Genomic DNA, 15,717 nt, shown 5'->3' with positions numbered 1-15,717 from the left:
TTTTACTCTATAATTTTTACACCAGATATTTCAATGAACGAAGATAAACAGATGAAAAGTGCAATAGAAAGACGTATGGAGATCGTTGCAATAGTCAATAAAAATTCTTCTGCCCGTGTAGAAGATTTGGCTGAAACCTTTTCTGTTTCTACCGTTACTATTCGCCAAGATCTCAATTTTTTAGAAAAAAATGGTTACATTGTTCGTTCTCATGGGGGCGCGATACCGAATAAAGGAATGATCTCCGAGCTGAGTAATTCGGAAAAAAGGCATCGAAATTTAGGCGCGAAAAATAAGATTGCAGAGGCGGCATTAAAGTTTATTAATGACAATGACATCATCATTTTAGATTCAGGCACCACAACCCGAGAAATTGCCACCGCATTGAAAAAATCAGCGATCAAAAATGTGCTTGTGATGACAAACGGGCTAGATATTGCTTCTGAATTAGCAGATGCTGAAAATGTTGAAATTTTAATGACTGGTGGAAAATTGCGTAAAAATGCAATGTCTTTTTCAGGGCCACAAGCCGATGCAAGCCTAGCAAATTATTGTTTTAGCAAGGTCTTTCTTGGTGTGGATGGGTTTGATATTCAAGCGGGCATCACCACACATAATGAACAAGAAGCGAATTTAAATCGTATTATGTGTGATATTTCCAGCCAAGTCATTGCCGTTACCGATTCCAGTAAATTTGATAAAAAAAGTTGCCACATTATCCGAAAATTTGCGGATATTGATGTGTTAATTACGGATTCTGGAATTTCTTCTGAATATTTAACCGCACTTCAAGAAAACAATATTGAAGTGATTATTGTCGATTAAGAGGAAAAACGAATGCGTTATGCGATTAAAGCCGAAAAAGTAATGACCGCATCAGGCGAATTACTGAATAACTATGTGGTGATAAATCAAGGTAAAATTGAACGTATCCAAGAAGACAAGCCCACAGATTGCGATGTGCATTATTATCCAGACAGCTATCTTTCAGCGGGATTTATTGATGTGCATATTCACGGACGCGCAGGGGCAGATGTGATGGATGAAAATAACACCGCACTTCAAACGATTGCACAGGCTTTACCACAAACAGGCGTTACCGCGTGGGTAGGAACGACAGTTTCAGCCCCTTGGCAAACTATTCTGTCATCAATGCAACGAATGAAAGATTACATTCAACAAGGTCATCAATCTGGTGCAGAATTGTTGGGCAGTTTTATGGAAGGTCCTTATTTCACGGAACGTCATCGTGGTTCACACCCAACAGAATATTTAATGCCCCCAACCATTCCTCAACTTGAAGAATTATTGCAAATTTCCGACCGCACTTTATTACGCGTAGCCATCGCGCCTGAAATAGAAAATGCGGAACCTGCGATTAAATGGCTAGTGGAAAATGGCGTAAAAGTATCTGTGGCACACACTAACGCCACCTTTGAACAGGTCACCAAAGCTTATTATTTAGGCGCGGATTGTGGCGTACATTTATTCAACGGAATGAGTGCGTTGCATCACCGTGAACCGGGGTGTACGGGCGCCGTGTTATATCACGATATGCTGGCAGAAATTATTGCAGACGGCATTCACGTTCACCCAGCGGTATTGAGTTTAGCGTATAAATTAAAAACTTATCGCCGAATGGTGTTGATTACAGACTGTATGCGTGCAGGCGGTTTACCTGATGGTGAATATACCTTAGGCGTACAAACGGTACGTGTACAAAATGGGCAAGCAAGAACCTTTGATGGCTCGCTTGCAGGTAGCACTTGCAGCTTAGATCAAGCGTTGCGCAATATGGTGTTTAAAGCCAATGTACCAGTATGGGAAGCCATTCAAATGGTTACCACCATTCCCGCCACTTATTTAGGCGTAGCAGATCGCATTGGCGATATCGCAGTAGGTAAAGAAGCCAATTTCACCTTATTAAACAAAGCATTACAAGTGCAAGCCACTTATATTCAAGGTAAGCCAGTATATCAGTGCGGTGAAAAAATTTAATATTTTTTATAGTTACAAAGATGGAGAGAAAATAATGTCAAATTTAAGAACTGAACGTTTAAAAAAATTATGTAGCCAAGACAATTTAATTGCCGCATTGGCAATTGACCAACGTGGCGCATTACGCCGTATGCTTGGTGAAGATGCTACAAATGCTCAATTAGCAGAATTTAAAGTCTTGGTTTCAGAGTATTTAACCCCTTATGCGTCATCTATTTTATTAGATCCTGAGGTGGGTTGGAATGCCGCACAAAAACGTGCAGAAAATGCCGGATTATTAATGGCATACGAAAAAACAGGTTATGACAAAACACAACCGGGTCGTTATCCTGATTTAATTGATGATGTATCCGTACAACGCTTAAAAGCACAAGGCGCAGATGGCATTAAATTATTACTTTACATTGATATTGATGAAGGAAAAGAGGTCAATGATCGCAAAGAAGCCTTTGTTGAACGTGTTGCCTCAGAATGTAAAGCAGAAGAAATGCCATTTTTCCTTGAACTTGTAAGCTATGACGCAACTATTTCTGATCCAAAAGAATATGCGAAAATCAAACCACGCAAAGTGATCGAGGCAATGAAACGCTTTTCCGAACCCCGTTTTGGCGTTGATGTGTTAAAAGTGGAAGTGCCAGTCGATATGAAATTTGTTGAAGGTTTTGCAGAACAAGAAGCTGTATATAGCCAAGAGCAAGCAAAAGCCTACTTCAAAGAACAAAGTGAGGCGACTTCTCTTCCATTTATTTTCCTCAGTGCAGGCGTGAGCGCACAGCTATTCCTAGATACCTTACGTTTTGCTAAAGCGGCTGGCTGTGATTTCAATGGCGTACTATGCGGACGTGCCACTTGGGCAGGGGCTGCTGAAATTTTTAAAGCGCAAGGTGCCGAAGCGGCAAAACAATGGCTACTTACTGAAGGCAAAGCCAATATTGAAGCATTGAATAGCGTATTAAAAGAAACAGCTCAGCCGTTAGACATTTAATCTTATCGTGTAATGAACAGAAAAGCGGTCTATTTTAGACCGCTTTTTATTTAAAACATCGTTTTGAAAATTTTAGATCAAGATCACATAATCAAAACTTACTCATAGACAGAATGGCTATTCTCATTTAAATTCAGGTTTATTTATGTTACTCAGCTGGGTTTTGTTTCATCTTTCAGTGAGAATTTTAGTGGGCAGGTTATTTGAAAACACGCCTATCGTGATATATCCCATCACCATTATTCGCTTAATGCGACAAAAACAGAGATAAATGTTTTATTTACTATAGGAGAAATTGTTATGAAAAAATTATTACTTGCGACCCTTTGTACAGCGGCATTTTCAATGAATGTTGCAGCAGAAGGCCCAGCCAAAACCTATAATGTCGCATTTGAATCGCAAACTCCCGTGTTAGATGGGAAATTGGATGATGCGGTATGGGGTAAAGTAAAAGGTGTTACTGATTTTGTGAATCCTTGGGAACAAGCGGAAATGCCAAAAACGGAGTTCAAAGCGTTTCACGATGATGAAAATTTCTATTTTTCATTTGATGTTGAAGATCCAAATGTGGTGGTTTATGACAGCACTGATCACGAATGGATGGTTGCCCGTGAAGATCGCGTAGAATTATTTATGGCACCCGGTGAAATTGATAAACCCCAAGCTGACGGTAAATATCCAAAATATGTCGCATTAGAAATGGACTACAAAGGTCGTAGCTTATCTATGCTGCGTGATGTCGAAAAAAACATTAATGCAGAATGGGATCCTAAAACCTTACAAACCGTTGGGGTTCGTACTGAAAAAGGTTATACCCTAGAAGGTAAAATTGCGTTAAGTGAATTAAAAGAACATCATTTAATTCAAGGTAATAAAATTCGCGCAGGTGCTTATCGTGCAGAATTTTCTATTATTAAAGGGAAAGGTAAAGAACAAGCAAATTGGATTACTTGGGTTGATCCAAAAACAGAGAAACCAAATTTCCACATTAATTCTTCTTTTGGTGAATTTGTGTTAGAACCTAAAAAATAATAGATATTCATAAAAAAACGCCGTTGGAAAACGGCGTTTTTATTGTGCATTTGATTTTATTCAGCAAATGGATCACGAAGAATCATTGTTTCGACACGATCTGGCCCAGTTGAAAGAATATCTACAGGCACGCCAGTTACTTCTTCAATACGTTTGATGTAGTTACGTGTATTTTCAGGCAGTTTATTCACATCTGTCACGCCAAAGGTGCTTTCTTTCCAGCCGGGTAATGTTTCATAAATAGGTTCAACGCCTTCCCAATCTTTTGCCGCCAGTGGCGCAAATTCAGCAATTTCCCCATTTGGCATTTTGTAACCGACACAGATTTTGATTTCATCAAAGCCATCTAATACATCCAGTTTTGTCATACAGAAACCGGAAATAGAGTTTACTTGGATCGCTCGACGCATTGCTACTGCATCAAACCAACCACAACGACGTGGACGACCTGTTACCGCACCAAATTCATTACCTTTACGTGCAATGTCAGCGCCAACTTCATCAAATAATTCTGTTGCAAATGGTCCACCTCCAACACGCGTACAGTAGGCTTTAATAATGCCTAAAACATAGTCAATATGGCGAGGTCCAAAGCCCGAACCTGTGGAAACACCGCCAGCGGTGGTATTTGAACTGGTTACATAAGGATAGGTACCTTGGTCAATATCAAGCATTGTACCTTGCGCACCTTCAAAAAGAATGTTGTCACCATTTTTGCGCGCTACATCAAGAATGGCCGTAACATCAGCCACCATACCTGTAATAATCGGTGCAACAGCAATCACATCATCTAATGTTTTTTGATAATCAACAGGCTCTGCTTTGTAATAATGTACTAATTGGAAATTATAATAATCTAAGATTGCTTTAAGTTTTTCAGCAAAATTTTCTAGGTCAAATAAATCACCCACACGTAAACCACGGCGAGCGACTTTATCTTCATAGGCAGGACCAATACCACGTCCTGTTGTGCCGATCGCTTTTTTACCTAATGCGGCTTCACGTGCTTTATCCATTGCTACGTGATAAGGTAGGATTAATGGGCAAGCTTCAGAAATAAGTAAACGTTCACGAACATTAATGCCACGTCCTTCAAGTTCTCCCATTTCTTGCATTAATGCATCAGGTGCAAGCACCACACCATTACCAATTAAACAAGTTACATTATCACGTAAAATACCTGATGGAATAAGACGCAATACTGTTTTTTCGCCATTGATAATAAGGGTATGCCCTGCATTATGTCCGCCTTGATAACGAACAACATATTTTACGCGATCTGTTAATAGATCAACGATTTTTCCCTTACCTTCATCGCCCCATTGAGCGCCTAAGATAACGACACTTTTTCCCATAAAATCCGCCTTAGCTGAGTTGTAATGAATGAAAAACAGTGAGCTACTTTACTATTTTATGCCCATAATCTCAACGTAAAATAACGATTTGTGATAGATTTTTTATCCAAAGTGCGGTTTAAAATTTATTCATTTTGGCGATTAGAAAAATCCTGCCTTATCAATGAAAATTGAAATGGGTGATTATTTATGCTTTAATTTAACTCTCTTTTGATAAGTCGTATTAAGGTTTAATCGATGTATTCAGGTTTCATTATTGGGCTAATATTAGGCTTTCTATTACAACGTGGGCAATTTTGCTTTGTCTCAGGTTTCCGCTCTCTCTATCAACAAAAAAATTTGCGTTTTTGTACCGCACTTTTAATCGCCATATCCATTCAATCGATCGGGATTTTTACCCTCGCTGAATTTAATTTAATTCATATTCCAACAAGCCAGCTTCCTGTCTTAGCTACGATACTAGGTGGGCTATGTTTTGGTGTTGGAATGACACTGGCAAATTGCTGTGCAAGTGGGGCATGGTTTCGTAGTGCAGAGGGTGCAGTCGGGAGTTATCTTGCTTTAATTAGTTTTACTTTAACAATGGCAGCAACACAGTCTGGTTTTTTAAAGCATATCATTAATCATTTTACCGCCGATCCTACCGCATGGGATAACATCTATCTTACATTGAACCTTTCTCCTTGGAGTTTGGTCAGTTTATTGATTTTTATCACCGCACTTTTGTATTACTACCAGTATAAAAATCCTCGCTATCATTTTCCGAAACCTCCAACACCAGCAAAGATTTTGCCCAACATTTTTGCACATTATTGGTCTCCCTTTTTTACCGCGGGAGCAATAGGCTTATTAGGTATTATTGCATGGTATTTTAGTTCTAAGAGTGGGCGTAACTTTGGTTTTGGTATTGCTGTGCCTTCTGCTAATGTGGTGCAGTATATTGTAACTGGGCAACAGCGTTATCTTAATTGGGGAATGTTATTTGTACTTGGTATTCCTATTGGCAGTTATCTGAGTGCTTGGCTAGCTGGGGATTTTAAATGGCGAATGCCTGAACCAAAAGGTGTTATGCAACGTGTTTTAGGTGGTGTAGCGATGGGAATAGGCGCCGCCCTTGCCGGTGGTTGTACGATCACTAATGCCTTTGTTTCTACGGCTTATTTCTCGTGGCAGGGGTGGCTTGCAACTTTAATGATTTTATTGGGTAGCTGGCTTGCCTCATTATTCACAAAACCTACACAATGTGGGATTTAATTTAACCTACAATAAAAAGGAAATCTTATGAAAATGAAATCAATCTTATTGGCGGTCGCTGTGAGCTTGGCATTATCTGCTTGTGATGATCGTGATATCAAAGTGATCGAAACATCAGCATTACTCAATCAACTTGATAATCCAAATTTTGTGATTATCGATACAAGGCAAGATAGTTTATATAACGGATTTAAAGATAAAAATGCCATACGAGGTGGGCATATTAAAGGGGCAGTGCAATTTCGCTGTGAATGGATTGAAAATATTCAACCCGAAAAATTTGTCTCTTTTGCCACAGGAAAAGGCATAACCAAAGAGAAAAAACTAGTATTTTATGATAGTGACCCAGAGAGTTTAGATTGTATTACCGCAGAATTTGCAGCTAAAGGTTATGATGTCTATCGCTTTAATGATTTTATCAATTACGCCAATGCAAATTATCCGCTTGAATCTTTTGAAAATTTTAAATATAGCGTTTCCCCACAATGGGTGAATGCTGCAATTAACGGAGAAAAGCCAGAAACCTTAGAGAATGAAAAGGTGATGCTTTTTGAAGTCTCTTGGGGAAGTTTAGAAAATGCTAAATCTTATACCCAACATATTTCAGGTGCTTATCATTTTAATACCGATTGGGTGGAAAATGATCCTGTCTGGAATTTATCCGCACCTGATATAATCGAGAAGAATTTACTGAAAAATGGCATAACAAAAGATAAAACAGTGATTCTATATTCTGATAACCAGCTCGCTGCTTACCGCATTTTTTGGGCATTAAAATGGGCAGGTGTGGAAGATGTACGTGTGCTAAACGGCAATCTCGAAACGTGGATGGATGCAGGTTTTTCCACAGAAACCAAAGTCAATATCCCTCAACCAGAACGCCAATTTGGCACAAAAATCCCAGCTAACCCACAAATTGATATAGCTATGCCACAGGAAGTTATTAATGCACAAAAACAGGGATTAAAGCTAATTAGTAACCGTGCTTGGGACGAATACATAGGCAAGATTAGCGGTTATGATTACATTCCCGGAAAAGGGGAACCAGAGGGAGCAATTTGGGGCTTTGCTGGCACAGATTCTTCTAACCTATCAGATTATTACGATCCCGATAATACCTTACGCAACCCAAATGAAATCTTTACATTATGGAAAACACAAGGTATTCACAAAGGAGATAAATTAGCCTTTTATTGTGGAACAGGTTGGCGGGCAGGCGTATCTTGGTTTATCACCCAATTAGCAGGCTGGCCAAATACGATGATTTATGATGGTGGCTGGAATGCGTGGCAAATGGATAGTCAATACCCAATACAAAAGGGCGCATCTCATCAACAAAATAAACCTGATAGCAAAAATGATTTTGGTAAAGTGATGAAAAAAGGCAATTCTTGCAAGAGCTAGGAGAAATCAAACATCAGGGGCGAATTAATATTCGCCTCTGTTAATTAGGGAGAGATTTTTGTGATTATTTAAGTTTAAAAGAAGATAACAAGCTGAAAAGAGTAAAAAAGCAATCGAAGAAGAGCGCAAAATGATCGTAGTGGCTCGTCTTTTCATACTATCTGTCTGTACACACTACATTGAGCTATATTAGCTTATACCAAACTGGAACATTCCATTTATTTTATCCATTCAGTTTCTCACTCTGAAACCTTTGAATGAATAACCAATTCCTCCGCCACCGCTTCTGCTTGTTTAAGTACAAATTCAATGGCTTCAGTGGCAAGATCGGGCGGATATTTATATTTTAATAATGTGCGTCTAATTAATACTCGCATTTTAGCGCGAACGGCCTCTTTTCGCTGCCAATCTATCGTAACGGAACGGCGTAGTTGATCGGTGATTTCTTTAGCAAGAAGAATCAAGGCGGAATCTTCCATTTTTTCCACCGCACTTTGGTTACGAATCAACGCATCGTAAAAAGCAAGTTCAGTATGAGTTAGCCCTAATTTCTCCCCTTTAGCGAGTTGATATTCAATTTCTTTAGCAAGCTCAACTAATTCACGGATGATTTCCATGACAGTCAAATTATGATTGTTATATTGGTTCATCATCTCTTTGAGTTTTTCCTCAAAGGTTTTTTGCATAGCAATATTGTTACTTGCTTTATTACGAATTTCGCTTTTTAAATAGCCTTCCATTGCACAAGCCCATAGGGTAGGCGTGTTGCTATGTTTTACCATTCCAATAAAATCTTCAGAAAGAATTGAAAGATCAGGGCGTTCTTCCCCCATCAGCTCAAATAAATCAACCACGCCATCAGAATGAACAGCTTGATTAAGTAAACTGATTAATTTAATTTGCTTTTCCTTTGTGGAACTTGTGTGATTGCCTTGATTTTCTGCTTTCATAATGGTGGCACGTACGGCATCAAAAAAGGCGAGCTGTTGGCGATAAGGCTGAATATTTGGCATTGAACTACAAAGCATAAAGCCTTTTTTGGCTAAACGCACCGCTTGCAGAAAGGCTTTTTTGCGTGGTGTATCGGTATGGTGAGAAAAATCTTGGGAAAATTCCACCGCACTTTGTGAATGATTTTTTTGATAATCTAAGGCTAAAATATGGTTTGCACCAAAGCGAATGGCATTGAGTAATGCACTCGGATCATCTAATGTTAATACCTTAGCTAAATCAAAAGGGTTACCATTAACAGGTGTTGCAAATTGGCCACGAATAATATCAATATATTCAAGCATTTTTTGAAAGACTTGTTCAATATCGGTTTTAACCTGATCTTTACCCCCGGCATTTGTATATTGCTTGGTTGCTTGTTTTAATTCTTCGGCTAAACCCACATAATCCACAATTAAACCGCCATTATCACGGCTTTTATTGCGGAATACACGATTCACCCTCGCAATCGCCTGCATTAAATTATGCCCTTGCATTGGTTTATCAATATACATCGTATTACATACTGGGGCATCAAACCCCGTTAGCCACATATCTCGCACAATGACTATTTTTAGTGGATCATCAGGATCTTTAAAACGTTTTTCTAAGGTTTTACGATCTTGCGAAGTATAAATATGCTTTTGCATTGTTTCGGGATCGCTGGCATTACCCGTCATCATAATTTTAATCGCCCCTTGATTGATATCATCACTATGCCAATGAGGGCGTAATTTAATTATCTCATCATACAGTTTTACGCAAATTTTACGGCTCATTACCACTGCCATGGCTTTACCCTCTTCGAGTTCAGTCCGCCTCTCAAAATGCCGCACCAAATCTTCAGCTAATTTTGCGATTCTTTCATCTGTTCCCATTAACTGTTCACGCAAACGGAAAGAATAACTTTCTTCGTCATCATCAAGTAAACGTTGTGCTTCTTGCACAGCGTGTCGAAAGGCTTGACTTTCTTGTAATGGAATTTGTCGTGCTTCATAAATAATCGGTACTGTGGCACCATCTTGCACAGCATCTTGAATATCATAAATAGAAATATATCTACCGAACACTTCTTGCGTATCACGGTCTTCTAAGCTCACAGGCGTACCAGTAAAGCCGATAAAACTCGCATTGGGTAATGCCGTACGCAAATATTTTGCATAGCCCTCACGATAAGTCCCCTGTTGATTAATTTTCTGACTAAATCCATACTGCGAACGGTGGGCCTCATCGCTAATCACAATAATATTATGGCGTTCATTTAATACAGGGTGTTGCAGCTCACCTTCACGTAAAGCAAATTTTTGAATGGTGGTAAAAATAATGCCGCCGCTTTCTCGTTTGGCCAATTCTGCCCGCAATGCTTCTCGATCATCTGCTTGAATGGGCGTTTGTCGTGTTATTTCCTGATCTTGGCTAAAGGTAGCAAAAAGCTGTCCATCTAAATCATTACGATCTGTTACCACCACAATAGTTGGGTTTTTTAATTCAGGCTGAGTAATCAGCTTACCCGCATAAAACAACATTGAAAGCGATTTCCCAGAACCTTGCGTATGCCACACCACACCTATTTTACGGCTATCACTTAACTGCGCAGCAATGGTGGCTTCGACAGCCGCATTCACCCCATAAAATTGATGATAAGCGGCAATTTTTTTCACCGTTGTTCCTTTATTATCCGCCTCAAACACAACGAAAGATTGCAGATAATCAAGCAATACCTGAGGCGAAAACAGCCCTTGTAATAAGCCTGAAAGCTCATTTTCAAAGTTTATACGCAGGCTGCCTTGGCTTTCATCCACCACACGCCAAGGCATAAAACGCTGAAAATCAGCCGTGAGCGATCCTAGGCGTGCGATTGTACCGTCTGAAATCACCATTAATTGATTAAACACAAAGAGATCCGGCATTTCTCGTTTATAGGTTTGCAGTTGGTTGAATGCTTTATCTAAATCCGCACTCACATCAAGGGGATTTTTAAGCTCAAAGATAACCAATGGTAAGCCATTAATAAAACAGAGAATATCAGGGATACGCTTGCCTTTATCCCCTTCAATTTCCAATTGATTAACCACATAAAAGAGATTATTTTCAGGCTGTTTAAAATCCACCAGCAGTGCCACATCGTGCTTTTCTTGCCCATCTTCCTGATAATGTACTTTTATCCCTTGCTTTAACTGATGGTAAAATCGCTTGTTGCGTTCTTCTACTGAGAGAATATCAGGCTGTGTAATTTGCTGTACAACACCTTGCAAGACAGATTGAGGCAAGTGAGGATTAATCTGGCGTAAACTTTGTAATAAGTGAGGTATTATTACCACTTCCGTTAGACTTTCTCGCCAAGGGCAATCCTGTTCAGCCAATACCTCCTTGCCATAGGCATATTGCCAACCAAGAGATTGCAATTGTTCAATGGCAAGATTTTCAATGGTGGATTCGTTGATGTGCATTGGGGATCCTTTGTTTTATAACTGTTATTTAAGGGACGAACCGATGTGTTCGTCCGTTTTTATATTTTCCCCGTTTATTGTATGGGGAATTTAGTTTCGGGCGGACACATCGATCCGCCCCTACGGGGTAATATGTGTGAAAAAATCTGTGATTTTTTTACCGCACTTTTATAGTGAGTTTTTTGGGAAAACTTTCCCTTATTTTTGTTTCTATTTATATTTAAAAATATCGTTTTGTATCCTTGTAGGGGCGAACCGATGTGTTCGTCCGTTTTTATATTTTCCCGTTTATGCAAGGGGAGTTTTGTTTCGGGCGGACACATAGGTCAGCCCCTACGGGGTAATATGTGTGAAAAAATCTATGATTTTTTTACCGCACTTTTATAGTTAGTCTTTTGGGGGAAACTTTCCCTTATTTTTGTTTCTATTTATATTTAAAAATATCGTTTTGTATCCTTGTAGGGATGAACCTATGTGTTCGTCCGTTTTTATATTTTCCCCGTTTATTGTATGGGGAATTTAGTTTCGGGCGGACGCATCGGTCCGCCCCTACGAGGTAATATATGGTGAAAAAATCTGTGATTTTTTTACCGCACTTTTATAGTTAGTCTTTTTGGGGAAGCTTTCCCTTATTTTTGTTTCTATTTATTATTTAAAATATCGTTCTGCATCCTTGTAGGGACGAACCTATGTGTTCGTCCGTTTTTATATTTTCCCGTTTATTATATGGGGAATGTTGTTTCGGGCGGACACATAGGTCCGCCCCTACGGGATAATATGTGTGAAAAAATCTGTGATTTTTTTACCGTATTTTTTATTTTTATTGATTTTTCCAAAATCTATTTATTCCTGCGTAGGGGCGAACCTATGTGTTCGCCCGTTTTATGGAGCGTAAAATTATTTATTGAACTCAGATAATTTTAAAAGAATAGATGTTAAATTATCAAAGTCTTGCTGAGTAATCGCTGGGAAAGCTTCATTGTAAGTCCATACTTCTCCGCGGAACTCACATCGCTCTAATAAAGAAACTAAAGATTCTATATCTTTAATATTATCACTAGATATATGGTTATAAATAATTTCATTTCCTTTCTCTAGTAAAGGAATAAAATTAGCAGGAGGATAAAAGCGATCTCTATGTTTTAGCTGTTTTGCAAGAGTATAAAATATATTCCATTTTGTTTGGATTAGTTTTACTTCTGTCATGGTGTCAATTCTCCGTTAAGTAATTTGGGTAATAATAAATCCCGAACTTTAGATAAAGTACGGTTCTCTTTTCTCAAGTTTAATGTATGCTGAATATATTTTTCAGCAATAGTATTAAACGCTGAGAGTACATTATTAGTAGGAATATAAATATTCATACCAATAAATGTTTTGGAATTTAAAGAACTTCTTGTTGAAGCAAGTGAGGCTGAAAATAAAAATTCTTGCGTCTTTTTTTGCATAAAATACCAACGAAGAAATTCTTTAAATAAAATATTTTTAGGTTTGATTTTCGCTAAAGCAACATTATAAGCACCTGAAATACCAAACCTTACCTTGCCAGCTTCGCCATATTTATCCATTAAAATATCTGTTTCAGAGCAAAGCTTATTTTTCTTAGAAACGGGAATATAAGTTTTATGATTTTCATTAGCATAATCCCTATTTTGAATAAATCTTACATACCCTTCTTTTTTTTCGTAAATATGCTCGGATTTTGGTGGCTGTGAACCGCCTTGAAAATCAAATTGATCAATTAATGGCTTCACCTCCCACCCCTCTGACACTAAACCTAATTCGCTGTCGGTAAAGGCGCTGGGGAAGGCTTGGGCGGTTTGTCGTAAGGTTTGATACGCATCGGGATCGCTTTGGGCTAAGGCGGTGATGGCATCAGGGGTTTTGCCGCTTAGGGAAGCCATGGCGGCAAGCTCGGCATCTTCGGCACTGCCGCCTGCTGCCAAGACTTCCGCCTTGGCGTGTACGGGGGCAAAATCAATAAACCAATGTTTAAAAATCGCTTGAGCAATCGCTTCTAGGGTTTGATTGGTTTGGGTGTTCAGGGCGATTTTGTTATCAAAGATAGATAAATATTCACCAATTTTTTCGCGATCACTTTGTAATTTTGGTATTCTAATTCTCACTGAATGAGCATTATCTCTATTTAATCCTGGTACTGCACTATCGGAATTCATTTCATGTAAACCCAGTGTTTGTAGCAAAAAATAGGTAAATTTTAATTCTAGTATGCTTTCTTTAATCACATAGAAAGAAGTATCAATAGCCCAAAATGGAGTTAAAGATAAATGAATAGCTCCAAGGCTTCCTTTCCGCCCAATGATAACTCCGTGTGATTGCACGCTAGGTGTTTTGTGATAACCAACAATTCCATTTGAGCCATATACAGGGTAGTTTCCTTTTACTCGCTTAGTTTGTGGTAGTGCTTTACCATAAGAAAAAGGGCAATATTCCCCAATAGTTGTTTCAATCCATTCCATTATTAGTACCCTACAATACCTAAACTCTTCTTAATCGCTTCTTCTAGCTCTCGTCCTTGGGCAAACTGTTCCGCCAGTTTTGTCGTCAGTTCTGCCATTTTTTCTTCAAAGGGGATGCCGTCATCTTCCTCTTCAGGTGTGCCGACATAACGCCCGGGGGTGAGAATGAAATCATTATTGGCGATTTCTTCAAGGCTTGCGGTATAGCAGAAGCCTTCTTGGTTCTCATAGTCGCTGCCCTTTTGCCATGCGTGGTAGGTTTCGGCAATGCGGGCGATGTCGGCGGCGGTAAAATCACGCAAGGTGCGGTCTTTCATATAGCCCACTTGCCGTGCATCAATAAACAGTACTTCGCCTTTACGGGCTTTGGCTTTGTTGAAAAACCAAATACAAGCGGGAATCTGAACATTGGTAAAAAGCTGGCTAGGCAGGGCAACCATCGCTTCCACTAAATCCGCTTCAATTAAGCGTCGGCGGATTTCGCCCTCGCCCCCTGCTTGGCTGCTCATTGAGCCGTTTGCCAGCACAATGCCCATTCGCCCTTGTGGCACAAGGTGGTAGAGCATATGCTGAATCCACGCAAAGTTGGCGTTGCCTTTTGGTGGCACGCCGTATGCCCAGCGTGGATCGCCTTGTAGGGATTCGTCCCACCAGTCTTTTACGTTAAATGGCGGATTAGCCATTACAAAATCCATTTTCATATCAATATGTTGTGGATTAGTGAAGCTGTCGCCGCGTCTACCAAAGTTAAATTCAATGCCGCGGATTGCCATATTCATTGCAGCTAGCTTCCAAGTGGTGGGGTTGTATTCTTGTCCGTAGATAGAGACTTGGTTGATATTGCCTTGGTGCGCCGCGATAAATTTTTCTGTTTGCACAAAGAAACCACCCGATCCCATTGCTGGGTCATAAATACGTCCGTGGTAAGGTTCAAGCATTTCAACAATCAGGCTGACAATGGATTTAGGGGTGAAATATTCCCCACCTTTTTGTCCTTCTTTCGCGGCAAATTCACCAAGGAAATATTCATATACGTGGCCAAGAATATCTTTTGCCGCCATTGAAATCGGTGCGCCGTTATAAGTAGGTTGGCTGAAATCGGTATCAGAAAAGGTGTTAAGCAAGCCGATCAGCGTTTTATCATTGATGTCGTAACCTGAAATACGTTGGATAATCCCCTTAAGTTTTGGATTTTCATTTTCAATGGCAGAAAATGCGTTATCAATAAGATTTGCCACGCCACGGAATGAGCCACCCCAAGGTAATTGGCTACCTTGATTGAGCGTTGCGATGTTGCGAATGGTTTCCCAACGAGCTTGTTGTGGTACCCAGAAGATATTTTCTGCGGTGTAGTTGTCTTGTAGCTCCATTTCACTATTGAGGAGGTTTTGATATTCTTCAGCAGAATAACCATTTGGATTAAGATAAAGGAGGTCTTGTGGATCTTGTAGCTTGATGTGAAGTTTTTTGCGAAATGTGGTGAAGCTATCAGAAACGTATTTTAAGAAAATTAAGCCTAGAACGATATGTTTATAATCAGAGGCGGAAAGTTGGCTACGCAGTTTATCTGCTGCTTGCCATAGACGGGCATCTAAATCATTTAAAAAGGCTTGCTGTTGTGCCAGGCTGGCACTACAATCTTGCTGTGCTGTGCTGTGCTGTGCTGTGCTGTGCTGTGCTGTGCTGTGCTGTGCTGTGCTGTGCTGTGCTATTATTCATAAAACGTGAGTTCTCCTACTAATAGTGATTTTTGTAGCATTATATCATTC

The 15,717-nt window shown here is 39.5% G+C and carries 11 protein-coding genes; 6 read left to right on the top strand and 5 right to left on the bottom strand.

Going from position 1 to position 15,717, the window contains the following annotated elements; all coding sequences use genetic code 11:
- The first annotated feature begins 33 nt into the window (after positions 1 to 33).
- The 4 genes from agaR (at position 34) to L4F93_RS00925 (ending at position 4,015) form a co-directional block, all read left to right on the top strand.
- Positions 34 to 825 (top strand): transcriptional repressor AgaR, encoded by a 792-nt coding sequence (agaR, locus tag L4F93_RS00940; RefSeq protein ID WP_250350693.1) that lies wholly within the window; start codon positions 34 to 36, stop codon positions 823 to 825.
- Between the two features lie 12 nt (positions 826 to 837).
- Positions 838 to 1,998 carry an N-acetylglucosamine-6-phosphate deacetylase gene (gene nagA / locus L4F93_RS00935; protein ID WP_250350692.1) on the top strand — a complete coding sequence of 387 codons (1,161 nt, stop codon included), beginning with the start codon at positions 838 to 840 and terminating at the stop codon, positions 1,996 to 1,998.
- Between the two features lie 34 nt (positions 1,999 to 2,032).
- Positions 2,033 to 2,983, top strand: coding sequence for a tagatose 1,6-diphosphate aldolase (locus L4F93_RS00930; protein WP_250350691.1), 951 nt, complete (start codon positions 2,033 to 2,035; stop codon positions 2,981 to 2,983).
- Positions 2,984 to 3,283: 300 nt separating this feature from the next.
- Positions 3,284 to 4,015, top strand: coding sequence for a carbohydrate-binding family 9-like protein (locus L4F93_RS00925; protein WP_250350690.1), 732 nt, complete (start codon positions 3,284 to 3,286; stop codon positions 4,013 to 4,015).
- A gap of 56 nt (positions 4,016 to 4,071) precedes the next feature.
- Here the strand turns inward: L4F93_RS00925 and purA are convergent, their stop codons facing one another.
- The gene (purA, locus tag L4F93_RS00920) at positions 4,072 to 5,370 is read right to left on the bottom strand and encodes an adenylosuccinate synthase (protein WP_250350689.1); all 1,299 of its coding nucleotides are present in this window, start codon (positions 5,368 to 5,370) and stop codon (positions 4,072 to 4,074) included.
- A 237-nt stretch (positions 5,371 to 5,607) separates the two neighbouring features.
- Between purA and L4F93_RS00915 the strand changes: the two genes are divergently transcribed.
- Positions 5,608 to 6,624 carry a YeeE/YedE family protein gene (locus L4F93_RS00915; RefSeq protein ID WP_250350688.1) on the top strand — a complete coding sequence of 339 codons (1,017 nt, stop codon included), beginning with the start codon at positions 5,608 to 5,610 and terminating at the stop codon, positions 6,622 to 6,624.
- Between the two features lie 27 nt (positions 6,625 to 6,651).
- Complete coding sequence (locus tag L4F93_RS00910) at positions 6,652 to 8,028, top strand: rhodanese-like domain-containing protein (protein WP_250350687.1); 1,377 nt, start codon at positions 6,652 to 6,654, stop codon at positions 8,026 to 8,028.
- Between the two features lie 239 nt (positions 8,029 to 8,267).
- Here the strand turns inward: L4F93_RS00910 and L4F93_RS00905 are convergent, their stop codons facing one another.
- From L4F93_RS00905 to L4F93_RS00890, 4 genes are all read right to left on the bottom strand, one after another.
- Positions 8,268 to 11,468: a type I restriction endonuclease subunit R gene (locus L4F93_RS00905; RefSeq protein ID WP_250350686.1), complete on the bottom strand. Its 3,201-nt coding sequence runs from the start codon at positions 11,466 to 11,468 to the stop codon at positions 8,268 to 8,270.
- Between the two features lie 897 nt (positions 11,469 to 12,365).
- A complete protein-coding gene (locus L4F93_RS00900; protein WP_250350685.1) occupies positions 12,366 to 12,674 on the bottom strand; it encodes a hypothetical protein in 309 nt (102 codons plus the stop codon).
- The gene (locus L4F93_RS00895; protein ID WP_250350684.1) at positions 12,671 to 13,948 is read right to left on the bottom strand and encodes a restriction endonuclease subunit S; all 1,278 of its coding nucleotides are present in this window, start codon (positions 13,946 to 13,948) and stop codon (positions 12,671 to 12,673) included. The genes L4F93_RS00900 and L4F93_RS00895 overlap by 4 nt, the downstream gene beginning before the upstream one ends.
- Before the next feature lie 2 nt (positions 13,949 to 13,950).
- A complete protein-coding gene (locus tag L4F93_RS00890) occupies positions 13,951 to 15,573 on the bottom strand; it encodes a class I SAM-dependent DNA methyltransferase (RefSeq protein WP_250351716.1) in 1,623 nt (540 codons plus the stop codon).
- Between the last annotated feature and the right edge of the window lie 144 nt (positions 15,574 to 15,717).

Source organism: Avibacterium sp. 20-132, from assembly GCF_023611925.1.
In the GTDB taxonomy this organism is placed as follows: Bacteria; Pseudomonadota; Gammaproteobacteria; order Enterobacterales; family Pasteurellaceae; genus Avibacterium.
The sequence above is the reverse complement of the archived record's forward strand: the minus strand, read 5'-3'. Positions and strand labels throughout refer to the sequence as shown.